The following is a 20,413-nucleotide window of genomic DNA, read 5'->3' as shown; positions in this document are numbered from 1 at the left end:
TCGTCGCCGGAACGTGCGACCGCACCAGCTCCCTGACCGGTGCGACCGAACGAGAACAGGATGAACGAATGCCCAACAAGCCCGCGCAGAACCGCCGGCCGCAGTCCCAGAACCGGCGTCAGGCACGCCCGCAGCAGCGCAATCAGGCGCGCCCGCAGGCCCGCCCCAAGACGTTCCCGTGGTTCTTCGGTAGCTGACCCACCCGACCACGAGCCCCTGTCGCACCCCGCGGCAGGGGCTCGGCTCGTTCTCGCTCAGGCAGGCGGATCGACGCGCTGGACCCACACCGTCGGACCGCCGGTCAGGGTGAACTCCGCCCGCACCAACGCATTCCACTTGCGCGCGTACAGTTCCGACAGCTGGGGATCGCTCGTGCTCGCCGTCACCGGCAACCGTTCCCGCCGACCGCGCTCGATGACCGGATCGACCAGCCCGGCGAGGGTGCCGCCTCGGCGATGATCGGGCCGGACGAGCGCGAAGATCACCCGGATCGGATTCTCGGCCACCTGCGCGTCCTCGGACTTCCGCTGCAATTCGGTGAAGCGGTTGATGAAGCCGTCGATCGCCTTGACCTGACGCTTGGTGCGTTCCTTGAGATCGTCGTCGATCCGCCCGGCCTCATCGTCGGTGGCCGACACGGCGATCAGCGCGATCAGGTCACCGTCGGAGTCGAACACCCCGTGCAACCCGTGGAGGTACTCGATGAAGAGGATCTCCCCGTACCAGCGGTAGGCCTCCGGCGGGGCATCGTCGCCGATGAGCCACCGGTAGACCGGCACCTCACGCAGACCGTCCTCGAGCAGGCCGAGGGCCGCCTCCCGGTCGGATTCGACGAGCTGCCGAGTCGTCGTGCCGGCAGCTTCCAGGCGTTGCGTCACCGGTTCATACCAGCACATTTCCGATGCCGACGGCCAACCGCCGGGTGTCGTTTCGTGGGCCCGGCCCCGGATATGCGGACGGAATGAGTTCACACAGAATTCAACCGACTCTGGTCAGGACAGCCCGGGAATTGTCCGGTATCGTCAGCTGCGTTGCCGTCTTCGCGACGGAACGACCGTGCTAGACAATGAGATCGTCGACACCCATTAGGAGATTCGCATGTCCGACGCGATCAGCATTTCGTGGATTCGCCTGTACCTCGAGGAAATCGTCACCGATTCCGATGGCGACGACGGCTTCGGCTCGTACGCTGCGGAATAAGACGCACACAGCGATTCTCACCGCCATCGATCGCTTCCGAGCGTGACATGCGCAGACTTTCTTCCGGCCGATAGTTTCCGGACACCGATCAACACCTAGGAGAACATTATGGGCGAGATTTACGGCGGCAGCATCGAAGAAGCAATCGCGGCGCTGTTCAGCGGCTCCGACGACAACTACGGCGAACCCGTCGAGATCGACTGACCTAGTCGCTACTCGTCACCCACCTCCACACCAGCACATTCCAAGGAGAACCCAGATGGCCACCGGGATCGAGATCAACCTCAACGAGCTTTTCAAGGACGTCTTCAGCGGCTCGCTGGAAGAGGACGCGGCTCCCGCCACGTCCTAGTCGCAAGCCGACAAGGCGGCCCCCGCGGTCTATCCGCGGGGGCCGCCTTGCATCGTCGTGCTGCGACTCCTGACGCACACATGGTCAACGAATTCTCCATTGTGTGTTCACGGAAAATCCACGTCCTGTTGACCGCCGCATTGTCGAATATCGTATTGTCTGCGTCGTGATCGTCGTTCGCATGCGATCGACGCCCACGTCCGGCAGTCCATCATCGACGAAGGAGATCACATGGCCGACATCATTCAGGGCGCAATCACCGACGCAATCGTCGAACTGGTCACGGGTTCGATCGAATCGGGTTCCGAAGAAGCTCCCGTGTAGATCGCGATCCGAGACGAACCGCCCCGAGCTCCGGCCCGGGGCGGTTTTTGTCGGTCCCGATCTCGCGGATGAGTCGACGCATTTAACTGTTCTTCATTCACCATTGACGATCAGCGGAGGAATCGGCCACCGGGAAATCCGGTGCGGTCCCGGGCGAAACGGTCGCATGTAGACTTCGGAACACTCACGACCGCGTCCCCCGAAGCCGGACGTCGGGGCGCAATCCCCCTTCGCGCGGTACGCCAGCGTCACCACGACCCGGAGTAGCCTCACCAGATGCCCGTCACCCGCTCACTGAGCAAGGATGAGGTACGCGCGTTGCTCGCGCTCCTGTTCGACGCCCTCCGGACAACCCGCTGGGCCTGTGTCGGCTTCCTCGTCTTCCAGCTCGCGTCGGTGTTCACCACACTCGCCCAGCCGGCACTCAACGCCGCGATCATCGACGACGGGATCCTGCGCGGCGACGTGGCGACGATCAAACGCGTCGGCATCCTCATGGTCGTGGTGGCCGTCGTCAACCTGGTGGTGTCGATCGGCGCCACTTTCCTTGCGTCCCACATCTCGGCGACTGCCGCGCGCGACCTCCGCGTCCGCCTGCACAGCCGGATCAGTGCCTTCAGCGACCCGCAGGTTCACTCCGTCGGCCTGTCGAGCCTGCTGACGCGTTCCACCGGAGACGTCGGTCAGATCCAGGGGTTCGTCTTCATCAGTCTCACCGTCGTGGTCACCGCACCGCTGATGCTGTTCGGCGCCCTTGTGCTGTCGCTGGCGCAGGGGTGGCGCATGGCTCCGGTACTCGTGGTCGCGGGGGCGGTGCTGGTCGTCCTGGTCGCCGTCCTCGTCCGGCGCCTGGTGCCGTGGGCGGCCCAGCTGCAGCGTCGCCTGGACGTCGTGAACAGGGTGCTGCGTGAGCAGTTGCGCGGGATCGCGATCATCCGGACCTTCCGGCGCGAGGACCGGGAGCGGGACCGGTTCGCGGTGGAGAACGACGAACTCACCCACGTGGCCCTGCGTCTGGGTCGGCTGCAGGTCCTGATGCTCCCCACGGTCACCGTCGTGTCGAACCTGGCCGTGGTCGCGGTGACCGCATTGGGTGCGGTCTTCGTCGACCGCGGGCAGATGCAGATCGGCCAGATCACGGCCACCGTCGGCTACCTCGCGCAGATCCTGCTGGCGGTGTCGTTGCTGACCATGATCGCCGGGGTCATCCCGCGCGCCGTGACGAGCGCGGGACGCATCACCGAGGTACTCGACACCGAATCCCTCGACCCCGGCGACCCCGAGACCGGCGGGTCGTCGACGCCGCCCGCCATCGTCTTCGACGCGGTGTCCGTCTCCTACCCGGGTGCCGAGGCCCCCACCGTCGACCAGGTGTCCCTCTTCTGCGCACCCGGCACGGTCACCGGAATCCTCGGCGGAACCGGCAGCGGCAAGTCGACGCTGCTGTCCCTCCCCCTGCGGTTCGCCGACCCGACGGCGGGACTCCTCCGCTGGGATGACGACGACGTGACCGGCCTCGCGCCCGCCTGGGTGCGGGCACGCAGCGCCTTCGTGGGGCAGGGCGCCGAGCTCATCACCGGGACGATCGCGGACAACCTGCGGATAGCGCGCCCGGACGCCACCGACGAGGAACTGTGGTCCGCCCTCGAGGTTGCCGCGGCCGCCGACTTCGTCTCGACGCGCCCCGGTGCTCTCGAGGCCACCGTGTCCCAAGAGGGCCGCAACTTCTCCGGCGGTCAGCGCCAGCGACTCGCACTGGCCCGCGCGGTGCTCCGCCGCCCGTCGCTGTACGTGCTCGACGATCCCTTCAGCGCCCTCGACGTCGACACCGAGGCCACGATCATCGACCGCCTGCGCAGGGCCGATCCGGCCGCGACGGTCCTGCTCGCCGCTCAGCGGGTGTCGTCGGTGCGGCGCGCGGACGTCATCGCCGTCCTCGACGCCGGACGGATCGTCGACATCGGCAACGACGCCCTGTTGCGGGAGCGGAGTGAGATCTATCGCGAGATCGCCTACGCACAGGCGGTGACCAATGCTTGACCAGCGGTCGCAGGCACGGGCCGTCGCACCCGCCAGGGGTCGGACGCGCACCGGTGCGCAGAAGCCCGCCGGCCGGGACGGGTCGCTGCGCTGGATCATCCGGCAGCTCGACCTGAGCAGGGGTCGTGGTGCTGCCATCTCCCTCTTCGCCATCCTGGCTGCCGTCGCGGGTGTGGTCGCGCCGATCCTGTTCGGGGCGATCACCAACGTCATCGTCGATGGCACCGTCGGCGACGCGACGATGAACTGGGGACTGCTCTGGACCCTGCTGGCCGTCCAGGTCGGGGTCTTCGTGGCCGCGGCGGCCTTCGGTCTCGCCCAGGGCCAGCTGCTGACCGTCGCCGTGCAGCGGTCGGTGGCCGGACTCCGCGCGCGCATCGAGGACAAGATCCACCGACTACCGCTGCGCTATTTCGAGAACACCAAACGCGGCTCGCTGGTCAGCAAACTGACCGCCCACACCGACAACGCGGCAACCGTGATCGCGCCGGTGCTGGTGACCGTCCCGACGAACGCCCTGACGCTCGTCGTCGTCACCGCCGTGCTGTTCGTCATCTCACCTGTTCTGGCCTGCGTCGCCCTCGTCGCGGCACCGGTGTCGGCGCTGGCCGCGGTCCTGCTCGCCCGCCGGGCCCGGCCGCACCTCGAGGCCCGGTGGACGACCACGGCCGCGTTGACGGGTCACATCGAAGAGGAGCTCAGCGCGCGCCTCATGCTGCAGGCGTACAACGCCGAAGCGACCGCGGCACGCCGGTTCGACGACCTGAACGGCCGACTCTTCTCCTCCATCCGTTCTGCCCAGTGGATCGGCGGTTCGTTGCCCTCGGTGCTGACCGCGGTCAACGCCCTGGTGTTCCTGGTGCTCGCGGTCCTCGGCGGAATCATGGTGGTCGACGGGCACCTGAGTCTGGGCGCGGCCCAGGTCGTGGTGGTGTTCGCGCAGCAGCTGACAAGCGCGGTCCGCGAGCTCGCCGGCTTCGTCACCAAGGTGCAGTCCGGAACGGTGTCGGCGAGCAAGGTCCGCGAGGTGCTCGAGGCCCCCGAAGACGCCGGTGTGGACACCGGCGTGCCCGTGCCCACCTCGTCCGGGCGCCATCAGCTCCCACCCGAAGTCGTCTTCGACGACGTGGGTTTCGCCTATGAAGAGGACAACCCCGTCCTCGACTCGGTGAGCTTCCGGATGGCACCCGGCACGACCACCGCCGTGGTCGGGACCACCGGGTCGGGCAAGACCACCCTCACCAACCTCCTGCAGGCGTTCTACACACCCAGCCACGGATCCATCACCATCGACGGCGTCGACCTCGCCGAACTCGGGCCGCAACAGGTACGAGCCGACATGGCCGTCGTCACCCAGGAGCCCTGGCTGTTCACCGGTACCGTCCGCGAGAACATCGCTTTCGGCATCGACGACGGCCAGGCGGTGGACACCGCGCTCGACGACAGCCACGTGGCGCAGATCGTCGCCGCGCTGCCGAACGGCATCGACACGGTCATCGGCCAGGAATCCGAGAACCTCAGTGCCGGCGAGAAACAGCTGGTCACCGTGGCGCGAGCGATCGCGGCGTCGCCCAGGATCCTGATCCTCGACGAGGCCACGAGTGCCGCCGACCCTCGTACCGAACTGCTCGTCCAACGCGCCCTGCACCGGCTGCGCGCCGGCACCACCACCTTGCTGATCACCCACCGCATGGCCACCGCAGCGCTGGCCGACACGATCGTGGTGCTCGACGATAGGGTGATTGCCGAGGCAGGGACCCACCAGGAGCTGATCGCCGCGGGCGGGATCTATGCCCGGCGGTGCGGGTTCGCGCCGGACGGCGGTCCGGGTGACGCGGCCCGGGACGACGAGGGTGTGGACGGCAGCAGTCCGAACGGTCCGGACACGGGGTCGAACCCGTGACAGAAGGCAGGAGCCAGCACGGGTCGGATCACCGGTCCGTCGTCTCCCGATCAGGAGGAAACGTGTACAGCAGTTTGCGCAGGCTCGGGATGGCCGCAGTGATCGCCGTCAGCGTCTCGCTCGTCGCCCCGCTGACCGGCGAGGCGAGCGCGGCACCACGACTGGTCGACGCCGGCTCGCCCGGCCGTGTCACCGACATCGTGGTGCACTCCGACGCCATGAACCGCGACGTCCCGCTCACGGTGATCAAGCCGGCCGACGAGTCCAAGCCCCGCGGGGTGCTCTACCTGCTCAACGGTGCAGGCGGTGGCGAGGACCGGGCCAACTGGCTGGAGAAGACAGACATCGTCGAGTTCACCCGCAACAAGAACCTCTACGTGGTGATCCCGAATGCCGGCCAGTACAGCTACTACACCGACTGGCAGAAGCGCGACCCGGTTCTCGGCGTGCACAAGTGGTCGACCTTCCTGGGCAAGGAGTTGCCCTCGGTCGTCGATGCCACCTACAACACCTCCGGCCGCAATGCCATCGGCGGGATCTCGTCGTCGGCGACGTCGGTGCTCAATCTCGCCATCGAACACCCTGATCTCTACGAGGCCGTCGGCTCCTACAGCGGCTGTCCGACGACGTCCGATCCGTTCGGACAGGAGTACATCCGTCTCGTCGTGGAGGTTCGCGGCGACGGCGACGCCACGAACATGTGGGGTCCCTACGGCGGCGCCGGCTGGCGCGCCCACGATCCCGTGGTCAACGCCGCCAAACTGCGTGGCCAGAACCTCTACATCAGCAACGCCGGCGGCCTGCCCGGACAGTACGACAATCCGCGCTACGTGAAGGACCTCGACACCCTGGCCGACCAGATCGTCGTCGGTGGTGTGATCGAGGGTGCCACGCTGGGATGCACCGTCCAGCTTCTCAATCGTCTCGGTCAGCTGAACATCCCGGCGACCGTGGACCTCCCGCCGGCCGGGACCCACTCATGGCTCTACTGGCAGGACCAGTTGCACCGTTCGTGGCCGTTCTACGAGCGCGCGCTGCGATAGCGCTCGAGCCCGTCGATCCGGGTCGGTCCGACATCGGTGAAACGTCCGTCGCGCAGCTCGACTCGCCGGTCGGCGAGTTCGAGCACCCGACGGTCGTGGGTGATGAGAAGCGTCGTCCGGGTGGACGCGACCCCTGCGAGGGTTTCGAGGATCTCGTCCACGGTGTCGTCGTCGAGGCCCGTGGTCGGTTCGTCGAGGACGAGCAGCGGCCGGTTCCGGAGGACCGTGCGAGCCAGCGCGATCCGTTGTCGCTGACCGCCGGACAGGTTCTCTCCGCGTTCGACGACCTCGGCGTCGAGGCCACCGCTCATCCTCGCGATGAAGTCGGCCGCACCCGCGGTCCGCGCCGCGGCGGCGATGTCGGCCCGCGTGGCCGATCCGGAGCCGAAGCTGATGTTCTCGGCGATCGTGCCGCGCATGAGGGCCGGCCGCTGGTGCAGCACCGACATGTGCGCCCGCAATCCGGCCACGTCGAGCTCGCGGATGTCCGTACCGTTCAACCGGATCGTGCCCGCATCGGGGTCGTACAGACGCAGCAGCAGGTAGGCCAGGGTGCTCTTGCCCGCACCGCTGGGACCGGTGATCGCCACGGTCTCCCCCGCGCGGATCTCCAAGTGGGCGTCCTCGAGGACCCGGAACTCGTTGTCCGGGTATGTGAAAGACACTCCGCTCAGCACCAGACTCGCCGGGCTGGATGACAAGCCTGAGCATCCCGCGGCGAGAGTCGGCTCGGTGACCCGGGTTTCGGTCACACCGGCTTCGGCGGCCCCCACCGGTGCGTCGAGGACCTGGGCCACCCGTTCGGCGCTCGCGGTCGCGGAGGTGACCTCGACGGCCAGGCCGCCCAGCGTCTGGATCTGCGGGTAGAGGTACCCGAGATAACCGGTCAGGGCGATGAGTGTGCCCAATTGCGCAGCGCCGCCGGAGATCTGCCACGCCCCGAATGCGATGACCGCGATCATGCACAGCACCTCGACGACGGTGACCGCCTCTGCGAACGCCGCGTCCGCTCGCAACTCCGACATCCGGGCGTCCCGCCATCGTCGGCTCTGGTCCCCGACGCGGCGCCGATGACTCGATGTCTGATTGTCGGCCTGTAGCGCCAGCATGTTGCCGATCCCCTCGGCGACGAGCGAACTGATCTGCCCGGCGGCCTCCCGTTCCCGACGCGAGGCACGTTTCACCGCGCCACCGAATCGTCGCGCGATCAGCCAGAGCAGCGGCGCGAGGATCGCCGCGATCAGGGCGAGCTGCCAGTTCGTCACGAACGCGGCGAGCCCGTAGACGATCACGCTCACCGCGGCGACGACGCCGGCCACCACTCCCGACGACAACAGGCTGTCGATCGCCTCGACGTCGCCGGTGTTGCGCGACACCAGGTCCCCGCCTCCGAACCTGCTCCGCACATGCGGTGCGAGCCGCTGGGTGTGCGTATACAACTGATCGCGGAGGCGCAGGAGAACCGTCTCGGTGACGTCTCCGGTGAGAACTCCACCGGCATACGACGAGACCGCACCGAGCAACGACATCCCGACCCAGACCATCATCGGCGTTCCGAGCGCGCTCAGGTCGCCGGCCACGAGCACATCGTCGACGATGTGGCCGAACAGCGCGACGGTGACCACCGTGGTGCCGACCTGCACGAGGTGCGCGATGACGGCGACGGCAAGTCGCCACCGTAAGCCGGTGAGCAGGGGCGCGAACCGACGTATGGTCGCCGGCACGGACAGTGCGGATGGCCGGGCACCGGACGCCGGCACGCGCTCTCCCGACTCCTCCGCTGACAGATCGTCAGCGGTTCTCGATTCGGTCGCGGTGCACACTGCTCTCCTCGCTCCTCACCGGCGGGATGGCACCGCCGCGACCGAGACTACGACCGATGACCGTTGAAAACCCAAGCGAGACGGCCGGTTACAGGAGACTCACAGCGACACCGCAGCGGCCTGACAACACAACACCGCGGGGCGGGAACCCGTTCGGATTCCCGCCCCGCGGTGTGGAAATGAGTTGATCAGCCGAGGCTGAAGTGCTTGCCGTTGAGGACAACGACACCCTTCACGGCGTCGGTGCTGACCGTCACCTGGACGAAGGCGCGAGCCGCGGCGTAGCCGGCGCAGCTCTCGACCTTGAACTGCTGCTGGCTGTAGGCCACGCCGCCCTTCTGTCCCTTGAAGGAATAGGCGTTCAGCTCGTAGTCCTTGTAGGAGGTGTCCGAGCCGGAGGTCTCGTTGATGAGCCACACACGATTGACCTCGCCCGGGCCGAGCGAGACCCCGGCGCCGACCGAGTCGCCGTCGAGACCGCCGCCAGCGGTGATGTTCGACGGGTCGCTGTAGTCGACGCCGCCCGAGACACCGGGAACGCTGACGTCGGGTCCGCCGAAGTTGACCTGGCAACCGACGTCGTAGCCGACCTTGATCGAGCCGCCCTCGGCCTTACCGCCGACGGTGACCCGGACCTTGCCCGACAGCCACACCTCGCGGGTGGTGGGGACGTTGCTGATCGGACGCTGCACGTTGACGTACTCGTCGAACAGCTGGACGGTGACGGGGGTGCCGTCGACCAGGGTCTTGGTGATGGTGCCGCCCGGCAGCGGACCGGCGGTGGCGCCACCGGCACCCAGGCTGGTGAGGCCCATCGCGACGGCACCGGCAAGACCGGCCGCCGCAACCACGCGACGCGTGATGTTCTTCTTCATGATTCCCCTTCGTGGAATATCGATCTGCTCAGGGCAGATAAGTCAGGTAGAGCTTGTTATCTGCGCCCAGATCAACCGATGGTGAAGGGCTTGCCGTACAGGGTGGACTGGATGAGAGTGCCCTCGCCGCTCAGCGAACCGTCGTCGGTGCTGTAACCCTTGGCGCCGATGGTCTTCACGGCCGAACGAGCCGAGGCGTATCCGCCGCACTTGTTGAGGTTGAACGACAGCTGCGACAGCTGGATGGCTGCGACGCCCGAATCGGAGAAGTCCTTGTCGGTGATGTCGACGACCGCGACCTGGCCCGGAGCCAGCGGCAGGCCGAGCTCACCGGACAGCGTGGTGGCCGACAGGCTGATCGCGCCGCTCAGGTCCAGCGTGATGCCGCTGACGTCGACCTGGCAGCCGACGATGTACTTCACGGCCAGGTTTCCACCGACGCCGGCAGATGCCTTGGCGGTGTAGGTACCCGAGATCACGAAGCCACGCGACGCGGGGTTGTTCGCCACGGTCGGGATCGGGTAGGAGGCCTCACCGGTCCGCCACGTCTGGATGGACTCGCCGTCGATGCCGGTGGCGTTCTTGTAACCGTTCGGCAGCGGCGCACCTGCCGCTTCGCCGACGCCCATGCCGGCCAGGCCCACGACCGCGGCCGAGGCGATCGCGACCGCGCCCGCGGCGCGGCGCAGCCCAAGCTTGCTGAACTTGCTCATTCGTTCCCTCTCACAGGATTCGGCTGTTACCCCGCGGAATGCACTCACACCCGCAAGTCATGACCCTCGACGTTCGATGGGCTTCCACACAGTTACCACTAAGCGTGCTCTTACGCATGTCTTAGCTGTCGTTAAGAATCCATCGAATTCCTGGTCGTTGCTGCGTTGCCTTCGCAGACAGATCGCAGGACTACCCCCGGTCCCCGACTCTGGGGACCGGCGTGTCGTCGAGCCGAACGTTATCGGAGCGGTCTCAAGTGGGGCAACAGGAGGACTCGAGCGTGTCACGAACAGGCCACGCACCATAGTGAATGTTCAATCCGCCAGCGATAGAACACTGAAAGTTAACGACAGGAAAACACGCTGCTGTGCATACGTGCCAAGAGCCGCCCGTCAGCCGTGGTGAGGCGGCCGCTGGGCTTCGAACCATTCCTTAGAACGCCCTGTGTGATGTTCGTCACTCTCGTCTGAAGTCAGTTCAGGGAGGTCGTCTCCGAACACCGCATCGAGTCGACGACGCCGCGCAGCTCGGTGCTGCGCGGCGTCATCATCGCTGCTCATCGCTGATTTTTCGGGGCCTGAAGGCTCGGTCGTCATCGGGTCAGACGTCCAGAAGAGAGGGATTTGTCACGAGTTAACCTGGGATTTTCTTCGCATTGCTGAACAGATTTTTCTGCCGAAAACGGGCCCTCGCTACGACCCGCTCAGAACTCGCTGATCGCTTCGATCACGTGTTTGGCGAGGGGTGCCGCGGTTGCCATGCCGTCGCGCACGGCCGCTCGTGAGTTCGCCAGATTCACCACGAGAGTCTGTCCACTGATTCCAGCCAGCCCGCGCGAAAGTCCGCCGTCGGTGGCTCCCGCGGCGAGACCGGAGCTGCGGACGGCCTCTTCGATACCGCGCAGACGTCGATCCAGGAGGGGTTCGGTGGCCTCGGGCGTCACATCCCGGGCGCCGACGCCCACCCCGCCCACCGACACCACGAGGTCCACTCCACCGATCACCGCGGTGTTGAGCGCGTTGCGGATCTCCACCTCGTCCCCGGAGACGACCACGGCGGCGTCGACGTGGAATCCGGCCTCGGCCAGCAACTCGCTCACGAGGGGGCCGAGCAGACGCTGGTCTTCGCCATGAGCCGCCTCGTCGTCGACCACGACGACCAGCGCCCGGCCGATCTCCTCACCCTGTGGGCGATGTGTGGCCTGCTCGTGACGCGCGACGAATTCACGCGCCGCGGCGTCGGCGGCGACCACGTCCGCGGGGTCGACCGGACCCGGACCGCCCGCGAGACGGACGTTGAGTGCGTTCTCGTCGAGGTCGGTCTCGGCGGAGACGGCGGTGTTACCCGGTGTGCGCGAAGCGGCGTCGGACATGACAGGCCCTTTCTATGGGTGTGACCGTCGAAACGGTTGTTCGTGCTGCACTGCACCGCCGCCCGGGTGGGCGTCGGTGCAGCCTCCTCGATGCAGTTGTTCGGCCGGCGGACGCGATTCCGCCGGCTGTCGCCGGTCAGCCGACCTCGAGCGTCCCGAGCTTCACCTGTGCGGTCTTGGTCGCTCCGTTGTCCACGTAGGTGACGGTGACCGTGTCGCCCGGGGCGTGCGACCGGACCGCGGCCACGAGGGCGTCCCCGGAGGAGATGACGCGGTCGTCCACCTTGGTGATGACCGCGTCGTCGGGGATGCCCGCGCTTGCCGCCGGGCCGCCGGGAGTCACCGCGGTGACGACGGCACCCGGCGCGTCGGATGCTCCGCTCGGCCGCACCGACACCCCGATGTTGGCGTGGCTGGCCTTGCCGGTCGATTCGAGCTCCCTGGCCACTCGGATGGCCTGGTCGATCGGGATCGCGAACCCAAGTCCGATGCTGCCACCGGCCTGTTGCTCGGCACCGCCGAGGGTGGCGATGGCGGTGTTGATCCCGATCAGGGCGCCACGTGCGTTCACGAGTGCACCGCCGGAGTTGCCCGGGTTGATCGCCGCGTCGGTCTGGATGGCGTCGATGACCGAGGTGGTGTTGGTTCCGGGGTCGCGCGAGGTCAGCACCGGTCGGTTGAGTGCGCTGATGATCCCGGTCGTGACGGTGCCGGCGAGCCCGAGCGGCGAGCCGATGGCGATCACGTCCTGTCCGACGGCGAGGTTGTTCGAGTTGCCGACGGTGATCGGTGTCAGGTCATCGCGGTCGACCTTGATGACCGCGATGTCGGAGATGGGGTCGGCGCCGAGAACTCGGGCCTCGGACCGGGAACCGTCGGCGAAGTTGACCGCGACCCTCGACGCCGGGCCGTCACCCCCCGCACTGACGACGTGGTTGTTCGTCATGATGACGCCGTCGTCGCTGAGGACGACACCCGAACCGGAGCCCATCGCGCCGCCGGACGCGACCTCGATGGAGACCACCGACGGGGTCACCCGCGCCGCGACCTCTTGGACGGAGCCGGCCGGCGCGGCGACCGGTGCGGTGTTGCTGTTGCCGGGATCGCCTCCCAGCGGGCCGCTGCTGGTGCTGGACCCGCCGTCGGAATCGGCCAGGTTGTATCCGGCGACACCACCCGCGCCGCCCGCGACCAACGCCAGGACGAGTGCGCCCACGCCCAGGGCGACGAGGCGTCCGCCACCCTTCTTCTTGGCGGGTGCGGCGGGCGACCCGTCCGCGCCCTGGCCTCCGAAGCCGGGCTGGGAGCCGGGTTGTGCACCGAACGGGGTCGGACCCGATTGTCCGTATGCGGGGCCCGGGCCGTACTGACCCTGCGGCGGGAACGGACTCGTGCCGGGCCGGCCGTAGGGCGATGTCGGCGCAGTGCCGCCCGGGTAGCCGTGCTGGCCGCCCGGCGCGGGGAAGGACCCGGACGGCGGACCGTAGGAACCGCCCGGTGACGACTCGTTCCCGGGTGCCGCGCGGTGGCCCCCGCCCGGCTGGCCCCCACCGTGTTGACCCCCACCGTGTTGACCACCGCCCTGTTGACCGCCCCCGTAGGAACCGTCACCATGCGAACCGCCAGTCGTCATCTTCGTCTCTTCCTCGTCGGTCCGGCCATGGGCTCGTCTCATGGCCGGTGCTGCTCTGTGTTCCGATGGGCGGGCCGGGACCGATCACCTCGGCCGCTCACCCGAACTGCGCCTTCGGTCAACCCTAGTGGTCGCACCGGGTGAGTACATTGCCGTTCGCTGTCGCCTGCAGCTGCGCGTCGGCTCCGATGTCACCCGCTTCTCCTCTACTGACGAATCACCTGCGGGGATGGTTCCGCCGCAGTTGCCCGGCCCGGCAGGGTCATCCGGATCAGCGCTCCCCCGAGCGGGGAGGTGTCGGCCACCACGGTGCCGCCGTGTCGTTCGACCACGTGACGCACGATCGCCAGTCCCAGGCCCGATCCCGGCATCGACCGCGACTGGGTCGACCGATAGAACCGCTCGAAGACGAGACCGCGGTCCTCCTCGGGGATTCCGGGGCCGGCGTCGGCCACGGTGAGCTGTGCGCTCGACATGCCGACCTGCGTGAGACCGACACGGACGGTCCGGCCCGGTGGACTCCACTTGGCCGCGTTGTCGAGCACGTTCAGCACCGCACGCGACAGGCCGTGCGCCTCGCCGAACACGAACCACGAGGAGAGATCCACCTCGAACTCGACGTCGTTGCGGCGCCGTCGAACCCGTTCGAGGGCCTGTTCCACGACTTCGGCGAGGTCGACCTCCTCGTAGACCACCTCGGGAGCGTCCTCACGGGCGAGGTCGACGAGATCGCCCACCAGCGTGGACAATTCCTCGATCTGCGCGACCACGTCGGCGCGCAACTCGATCATGTCGTCCTCGGGCACCGCCCGGGCACCCGGCCGGCTCGCGGCGATCAGCAGCTCCAGATTGGTCCGCAACGAGGTCAACGGTGTTCGCAGTTCGTGCCCGGCATCGGCGACGAGACGCGCCTGCCGGTCCCGCGATTCGTCGAGCGCGCGCAGCATCGCGTTGAAGCTGGCGGTGAGCTTGGCCAATTCGTCGTTGCCGGTGACCGGGATCGGCGTCAGGTCGTTGGTTCGGGCGACCCGCTCGACCGCGCGGTTGAGCCGTGCCACCGGGCGTAACCCGGCGCGCGCCACGGTCGTGCCGGCCAGGGCCGCGAGCGCCACGCCGCCACAGCCGACCACGAAGAGCACCCAGGCCAGGCGTTTGAGCACCCGGTCGGTCTGGATAAGGCTCTGCGCCAGCACCAGGGTGTTGCCGTCGTCGAGTTTGCGTGTCAGGACGCGCTGGTTGCGCGTGGTGCGCAGACTCTGCTGTGTGGAACCGGGCACCGACGGCGATCGGACGATGCCGCGTTCCACGTCGTCGAACGGGACCTGGCCGATCAGGTACGTCTCGCCGCCGGGGGTCACCAGCGCGATGGAGATGTTCGTGGAGAACACCGTTCCGGCCACCAGCTGTTCGGGCTGCGAACGCAGCACCCCCGCCCGGGCGAGTGCCGCCATCCCGTCGGCGCGACTCTCCAGCTGCTGGTCGACGTCGTTGTACATCGCGCGGTAGACGACGAAGTAGGCCGCGGCCGCCATCAGGCTCACCGAGACCAGGACGACGGTCGCGGACAGGATCGTCACACGGGTGCGCAGCGACACCGCCCGCATCAGCGGCATCGGCGCCCGCATCTCCTTCTCATCGGATCCGTCACCGGCGCTGTGCCCCGTGATCGCCCGGGTCAGACGGTCGCGGAGGAGATCCCACGCCTTCGGCGACGCGGAGTTCGACGACTTCCCCATCACTAGGGCGGCGTCTCCCGGAGGACATATCCGACACCGCGCACGGTGTGGATCAGTCGCGGCTCGCCGTCGGCCTCGGTCTTGCGCCGGAGATATCCGACGTAGACCTCGAGGGCATTGCCCGACGTCGGGAAGTCGTATCCCCAGACCTCTTCGAGGATGCGGCTGCGCGACAGCACCCGCCGCGGGTTGGCCATCAGCATCTCGAGGAGGGCGAACTCGGTGCGGGTCAGGCTGATCGACCGCTCGCCGCGGGTGACGTCGCGGGTGACGGGGTCGAGCGAGAGATCGGCGAAGGTCAGGGTCTCCGAATCCGCGTCGTCCTCGGGCGAGGCACGGCGCAGCAGCGCCCGCAACCGGGCGAGGAGTTCTTCGAGCGCGAACGGCTTGGGTAGGTAGTCGTCGGCCCCGGCGTCGAGACCCGACACCCGCTCGGACACCGAGTCGCGTGCGGTCAGCACCAGGATGGGAAGGTCGTCACCGGCGGAGCGGAGCCGGCGGCACACCTCGAGCCCGTCGAGCCGGGGCATCATGACGTCGAGGATCACCACGTCAGGCCGGTCGGCCAGGATCTTCTCGAGTGCCTCGATGCCGTCGCCTGCGGTCTCGACGCTGTAGCCGTTGAAGGTGAGCGACCGTCGCAACGACTCCCGGACGGCCCGATCGTCATCGACCACGAGGATGCGCATGGATACAGTCTTATCCACCCCGGCTGAGATCCGGCTGAGCAACGCCGAAACCCGTCCGTTCACGTGACGGTGTCGGCGCTCACCTGCGGTTCTCACGCCCTTTCACACCCGGGACCGAGTCCTGTGAGGTCAAGTTGATGGATGCGTAACGCCGGGCTACGGGTCGCGAAACATCGACCTCCGACGCTGGACCCGTGACCATCCCCGCCCCGACTCGATCCGTCGTGTCCCGATCGGTGATGTCGCTGTGCGCCTATTGCGGTGTCGGATGCGGCATGGAGATGAAGCTCGACGACGACTCCGACCGGGTCACCAAGACCGTCGGACGATCCGATCATCCGACGAACTTCGGGCGCCTGTGCACCAAGGGATCGACCACCGCGGACATGCTCGCGGCCGGTGGGCGGCTGTCGACTCCCCTCGTCCGGGACGACCGCGGCGGTCAGCTCCGGCCCGCCGAGCTCGACGCCGTCATCACCGACACCGCTCGGCGCCTGCGCACCGTCGTCGACGAGCACGGGCCCGACGCGGTGGCCCTGTACGTCTCGGGTCAGATGTCCCTGGAGGCGCAGTACCTGGCGAACAAACTGGCCAAGGGGTTCCTGCGCACCAACCAGATCGAGTCCAACTCGCGGCTCTGCATGGCCAGCGCCGGGACGGGATACAAGCTGTCGTTGGGGTCCGACGGGCCACCCGGGTCGTATCAGGACTTCGATCACGCCGACGTCTTCCTCGTCATCGGCGCCAACATGGCCGACTGTCACCCGATCCTGTTCCTGCGCATGATGGACCGGGTCAAGGCCGGGGCCAAGCTGATCGTCGTCGACCCGCGACGCACCGCGACCGCCGACAAAGCCGACCTGTTCCTGCAGATCCGGGCCGGTACCGATCTCGCCTTCCTCAACGGATTGCTGCATCTGCTGATCGAGAACGGCCACACCGACGAGGATTTCATCGCGTCCTTCACCGACGGCTTCGACCAGATACCCGAGTTCGCCGCGCAGTACCCGCCCGACGTCGTCGAGTCGATAACCGGCATCCCGGCATCGGACCTGCGGGCCGCCGCCGAGCTCATCGGGAGCGCACCCAACTGGATGAGCTGCTGGACGATGGGCCTCAACCAGTCCACCCACGGGACGTGGAACACCAACGCGCTCATCAACCTCCACCTCGCCACCGGCGCGATCTGCCGCCTCGGCAGCGGGCCGTTCTCGCTGACCGGACAGCCGAATGCCATGGGCGGCCGCGAGATGGGTTACATGGGTCCTGGCCTACCCGGCCAGCGCGCCGTGGTGTCCGCGGCCGATCGTGAATACGTCGAGGACATCTGGGGCGTCCCGGCCGGGACGCTGCGCGCCGACGTCGGTGCCGGCACCATCGACATGTTCCGGCGAATGGCCGACGGCGAGATCAAGGCGTGCTGGATCATCTGCACCAATCCCGTTGCCTCGGTGGCCAATCGAAAGACCGTCATCGAGGGTCTCGAACGCGCCGACCTCGTGATCACCCAGGACACCTTCGTCGAGACCGAGACCAACCAGTACGCCGACGTAGTTCTCCCCGCGACGCTGTGGTCGGAATCGACCGGTGTGATGGTCAATTCCGAACGCAACCTCACCCTGTTCGAACCCGCGCTCGACGCACCCGGACAGGCGATCCCGGACTGGCAGATGATCGCACGCATCGCCGCCGAGATGGGATATGCCGACGCCTTCGACTATTCGAGCGCCGAGGAGGTCTTCGAGGAGATCAAGCGGTTCGCGAACCCGAACACCGGTTACGACCTGCGCGGGGTCACCTACGACCGGCTGCGCCGGACGCCCATGCAGTGGCCGTGCCCACCGGCGTCCGACGACGAACCCGACCCGGCCGACACCGGCGCCCGCAACCCGATCCGGTATCTCAACGACGGTCGCAGCCAGACCCTGCACCGCCTCGACGACGGAACGGTGCCGCGCCTGGCCTTCGCCACCGCCACCCGCCGAGCGCAGTTCTTCGCCCGTCCCCACATCGACGCGGCCGAGATGCCCGACGACGACTATCCGTTCCTGCTCAACACGGGCCGGTTGCCCCATCAGTGGCACACCATGACCAAGACCGGACGGGTGGCCAAGCTCAACAAACTGAATCCGGAGCCCTTCGTCGAGATACACCCGGACGACGCCACCCGGCTGAGCATCACGGCCGAGGACAAGGTCGAGGTCGCGTCCCGGCGGGGCCGGGCGGTACTCCCCGCACGGATCTCCGACCGCGTCCGGCCCGGCAACTGCTTCGTGCCGTTCCACTGGAACGACGTCTTCGGTGAGCACCTCGCGATCAACGCCGTCACCTCCGATGCGGTGGACCCGCTGTCGCAGCAACCGGAGCTGAAGGTGTGCGCGGTGACCCTGATCCGGGTGCCGGGTGCGCGCGGGAACACCGACGTGGTGCCGGCCGTCACCGCCGGGCCGACGACACTCGCTCAGGCACTGGGGGTTTCCGACGTGGCGGCGCCCGCGATGACCCCGACCGAGCGGCTCTACCTCGCCGGGCTGGCGGCCGGGGTGGGTGCGTCCCCCTCGGGCATTCCGGTCCTGCCGGCCGATGCGCCACTGGGTGCCGAGCTCCGCATCTGGGCGTCGGGCGTACTCGCGGGCCTGTACTCCCGCGGCACGGCGGCACCCGATGCGGGCCTCCCCCATGACGATTCGTCACCGGCCGAGCCCGGCACCGACACCGTGACCGTGCTGTGGGCCTCCCAGATGGGCAACGCCGAAGAGCTCGCCGTGGAGACGGCCGAGCGGGTGAAGGCCAGTGGGCTCCGGGTGGATGCCCGGTCCATGGACGACGTGGAGGTCGGCGAGCTGAAGGGCACCGCCCTGTTCGTCACCTCGACCACCGGGGACGGTGACCCACCGGACAACGGCACGTCCTTCTGGGACGCCCTGAATTCCGAGGATGCACCCGACCTGTCCGGGGTGGACTACGCGGTGCTGGCGCTCGGCGACTCCAACTACGACGACTTCTGCGGACACGGACGCAAACTCGACACACGCATCGGCGAACTGGGAGGTCGGCGACTGCTCGAGCGTGTCGACTGCGAACCCGACTTCGAGGAGACGGCGGGCGGTTGGCTGACCGAGGTCATCCGCGCGATCAGCATGTCGAACCGGGCACCCACCTCCGGGATGACCGACGACCGGGTGACCGTGGTCAGCGAGCCGGCCGACTCCGCAGCGGCACCGTCGGTGCGTTCCGCGCCGGCCTACTCGCGTAAGAAGCCGCTGCTCACCTCGCTCGTGCGGAACGTCAAGCTCAACGCCGAGGGGTCCGGAAAAGACGTGCGCAACTTCGGGTTCCGACTCCCCGCGGACACCCTGTCCTATCAGGCCGGTGACGCACTGGGCGTGTGGCCGCGCAACGATCCGGCACTCGTCGGGGAGTTCCTCGAGCGCACCGGCCTCGACGCCGACGCGTCGGTGACCGTGGCGGGTGAGGACCTACCCCTGCACGCGGCCCTGGGCGAGCGGATCGAGTTCGCCCGCGTGACACCCGATCTCGTCCGCTTCGTCGCCGACCGTTCCGACTCCGCCGACCTCAAGACCCTCATCGCCGCCGGGAACAAGCAACAGTTCAACGAGTGGGCATGGGGACGACAGTCGGTGGACGTCCTGGCCGATCATCCCGTCTCCGCCGACGTCGAGGAATGGATGCACGTCCTCAAGCCGATGGTGCCGCGGTCGTATTCGATCTCGTCGAGCCCGCTGGAGAGTCCCGACGAAGTGCAGCTGACGGTGTCGGCGGTGCGGTACAACCGGTTCGGGACGCCGCGGGGTGGTGTCTGTTCGACCTTCCTCGCCGACCGTGCCGACGACGAGGTCGGTGTCTTCGTCACCTCCACCACCCACTTCCGGCCGCCGGCCGATCCCGACACGCCGATGATCATGATCGGCCCCGGCACCGGCATCGCCCCGTTCCGCGGGTTCCTGCGCGAACGGGAGGCGCTGGGACACAACGGGAAGAACTGGTTGTTCTTCGGCGAGCAGTACTCGGCCACCGACTTCTACTACCGCGACGAGCTGACGACCATGCTCGGCGACGGACTGCTGACCCGCCTCGACGTCGCGTTCTCCCGCGACCAGGACCGCAAGATCTACGTCCAGGACCGCATGCGCGAGCACGGCGAAGAGCTCTACCAGTGGTTGCACGACGGCGCGCACGTGTACGTCTGCGGGGACGCGACGCGGATGGCCAAGGACGTCGATGCTGCACTGAAAGGCATTGTCGCGCAGTATGGTCGGCGCTCCCCCGCGAGTGCCGAATCCTATGTCAAGGCACTCGCGGCCGACAAGCGGTACGTGCGGGACGTGTACTGACGGCCGTCCCACCGCTCGCTGCACCCCACATGCTCCCTAAGGAGGCCCGGAGCCTGCGGAGGGCCGTCACGAAGGGTCGACACCCCCCGCTCCCTGAGGAGGCCCGGAGCCTGCGAAGGGCCGTCACGAAGGGTCGACACCCCCCCCGCTCCCTGAGGAGGCCCCGAGCCTGCGAAGGGCCGTCACGAAGGGTCGACACCCCCCGCTCCCTGAGGAGGCCCGGAGCCTGCGAAGGGCCGTCACGAAGGGTCGACACCCCGCACAGACGACCCCAGGCTCCCCCCGACCTGTGCACAAGTCTGAACTGCGGGCCTTCCTATACACAAGACCTGATCACGTAGGCCGTTGACGCGC

The 20,413-nt window shown here is 67.8% G+C and carries 13 protein-coding genes; 5 read left to right on the top strand and 8 right to left on the bottom strand.

From position 1 onward, the window contains the following. The first annotated feature begins 68 nt into the window (after nucleotides 1-68). Nucleotides 69-197, top strand: coding sequence for a hypothetical protein (locus AC3B6C_RS14575; protein WP_269432767.1), 129 nt, complete (start codon nucleotides 69-71; stop codon nucleotides 195-197). Between the two features lie 57 nt (nucleotides 198-254). Here AC3B6C_RS14575 and AC3B6C_RS14570 read toward each other — a convergent pair whose 3' ends face one another. Next, entirely contained in the window at nucleotides 255-878 is a 624-nt protein-coding gene (locus AC3B6C_RS14570; protein WP_488373276.1) for a hypothetical protein, read from the bottom strand. A gap of 1,274 nt (nucleotides 879-2,152) precedes the next feature. Here AC3B6C_RS14570 and AC3B6C_RS14565 point away from each other — a divergent pair. The 3 genes from AC3B6C_RS14565 to AC3B6C_RS14555 all read left to right on the top strand — a co-directional run bounded on the left by AC3B6C_RS14565 (nucleotide 2,153) and on the right by AC3B6C_RS14555 (nucleotide 6,862). Continuing rightward, nucleotides 2,153-3,916: an ABC transporter ATP-binding protein gene (locus tag AC3B6C_RS14565; RefSeq protein WP_488373274.1), complete on the top strand. Its 1,764-nt coding sequence runs from the start codon at nucleotides 2,153-2,155 to the stop codon at nucleotides 3,914-3,916. After that, complete coding sequence (locus AC3B6C_RS14560; protein WP_488373272.1) at nucleotides 3,909-5,819, top strand: ABC transporter ATP-binding protein; 1,911 nt, start codon at nucleotides 3,909-3,911, stop codon at nucleotides 5,817-5,819. Before AC3B6C_RS14565 ends, AC3B6C_RS14560 begins: the two co-directional genes overlap by 8 nt. 62 nt (nucleotides 5,820-5,881) lie before the next feature. Further along, nucleotides 5,882-6,862, top strand: coding sequence for an alpha/beta hydrolase (locus AC3B6C_RS14555; RefSeq protein WP_488373271.1), 981 nt, complete (start codon nucleotides 5,882-5,884; stop codon nucleotides 6,860-6,862). Here AC3B6C_RS14555 and AC3B6C_RS14550 read toward each other — a convergent pair. The 7 genes from AC3B6C_RS14550 to AC3B6C_RS14520 all read right to left on the bottom strand — a co-directional run bounded on the left by AC3B6C_RS14550 (nucleotide 6,841) and on the right by AC3B6C_RS14520 (nucleotide 15,704). Beyond that, complete coding sequence (locus tag AC3B6C_RS14550) at nucleotides 6,841-8,685, bottom strand: ABC transporter ATP-binding protein (RefSeq protein WP_488373269.1); 1,845 nt, start codon at nucleotides 8,683-8,685, stop codon at nucleotides 6,841-6,843. The genes AC3B6C_RS14555 and AC3B6C_RS14550 overlap by 22 nt on opposite strands. Before the next feature lie 188 nt (nucleotides 8,686-8,873). After that, on the bottom strand, nucleotides 8,874-9,560 hold the full coding sequence (locus AC3B6C_RS14545; protein WP_010843497.1) for an MspA family porin: 687 nt from the start codon (nucleotides 9,558-9,560) through the stop codon (nucleotides 8,874-8,876). A 71-nt stretch (nucleotides 9,561-9,631) separates the two neighbouring features. Beyond that, nucleotides 9,632-10,273 (bottom strand): MspA family porin, encoded by a 642-nt coding sequence (locus AC3B6C_RS14540; RefSeq protein ID WP_010843498.1) that lies wholly within the window; start codon nucleotides 10,271-10,273, stop codon nucleotides 9,632-9,634. A gap of 704 nt (nucleotides 10,274-10,977) precedes the next feature. Continuing rightward, entirely contained in the window at nucleotides 10,978-11,646 is a 669-nt protein-coding gene (locus tag AC3B6C_RS14535; RefSeq protein ID WP_010843499.1) for a MogA/MoaB family molybdenum cofactor biosynthesis protein, read from the bottom strand. A 136-nt stretch (nucleotides 11,647-11,782) separates the two neighbouring features. Continuing rightward, a complete protein-coding gene (locus AC3B6C_RS14530) occupies nucleotides 11,783-13,279 on the bottom strand; it encodes a trypsin-like peptidase domain-containing protein (RefSeq protein ID WP_014925889.1) in 1,497 nt (498 codons plus the stop codon). Between the two features lie 206 nt (nucleotides 13,280-13,485). Beyond that, on the bottom strand, nucleotides 13,486-15,015 hold the full coding sequence (locus AC3B6C_RS14525) for a sensor histidine kinase (RefSeq protein WP_488373268.1): 1,530 nt from the start codon (nucleotides 15,013-15,015) through the stop codon (nucleotides 13,486-13,488). A 2-nt stretch (nucleotides 15,016-15,017) separates the two neighbouring features. After that, entirely contained in the window at nucleotides 15,018-15,704 is a 687-nt protein-coding gene (locus AC3B6C_RS14520) for a response regulator transcription factor (RefSeq protein WP_010843502.1), read from the bottom strand. Nucleotides 15,705-15,943: 239 nt separating this feature from the next. On the opposite strand from AC3B6C_RS14520, the gene AC3B6C_RS14515 reads away from it, so the two are divergent. Then, the gene (locus tag AC3B6C_RS14515) at nucleotides 15,944-20,059 is read left to right on the top strand and encodes a bifunctional nitrate reductase/sulfite reductase flavoprotein subunit alpha (RefSeq protein ID WP_488376268.1); all 4,116 of its coding nucleotides are present in this window, start codon (nucleotides 15,944-15,946) and stop codon (nucleotides 20,057-20,059) included. The last annotated feature ends 354 nt before the right edge of the window (nucleotides 20,060-20,413 follow it).

The organism is Gordonia sp. 11cp (assembly GCF_057767225.1).
Note: the sequence above shows the minus strand (reverse complement) of the source record. Positions and strands in the feature narration are given on the sequence as shown.

Excerpts from the sequence above, each read along its gene's own strand:
- AC3B6C_RS14565 (WP_488373274.1), top strand. The coding sequence starts at position 2,153 with ATGCCCGTCACCCGCTCACTGAGCAAGGATGAGGTACGCGCGTTGCTC.
- AC3B6C_RS14515 (WP_488376268.1), top strand. The coding sequence starts at position 15,944 with ATGTCGCTGTGCGCCTATTGCGGTGTCGGATGCGGCATGGAGATGAAG.
- AC3B6C_RS14575 (WP_269432767.1), top strand. The coding sequence starts at position 69 with ATGCCCAACAAGCCCGCGCAGAACCGCCGGCCGCAGTCCCAGAACCGG.
- AC3B6C_RS14535 (WP_010843499.1), bottom strand. The coding sequence starts at position 11,646 with ATGTCCGACGCCGCTTCGCGCACACCGGGTAACACCGCCGTCTCCGCC.
- AC3B6C_RS14520 (WP_010843502.1), bottom strand. The coding sequence starts at position 15,704 with ATGCGCATCCTCGTGGTCGATGACGATCGGGCCGTCCGGGAGTCGTTG.
- AC3B6C_RS14530 (WP_014925889.1), bottom strand. The coding sequence starts at position 13,279 with ATGACGACTGGCGGTTCGCATGGTGACGGTTCCTACGGGGGCGGTCAA.
- AC3B6C_RS14545 (WP_010843497.1), bottom strand. The coding sequence starts at position 9,560 with ATGAAGAAGAACATCACGCGTCGCGTGGTTGCGGCGGCCGGTCTTGCC.
- AC3B6C_RS14525 (WP_488373268.1), bottom strand. The coding sequence starts at position 15,015 with ATGGGGAAGTCGTCGAACTCCGCGTCGCCGAAGGCGTGGGATCTCCTC.
- AC3B6C_RS14540 (WP_010843498.1), bottom strand. The coding sequence starts at position 10,273 with ATGAGCAAGTTCAGCAAGCTTGGGCTGCGCCGCGCCGCGGGCGCGGTC.
- AC3B6C_RS14560 (WP_488373272.1), top strand. The coding sequence starts at position 3,909 with ATGCTTGACCAGCGGTCGCAGGCACGGGCCGTCGCACCCGCCAGGGGT.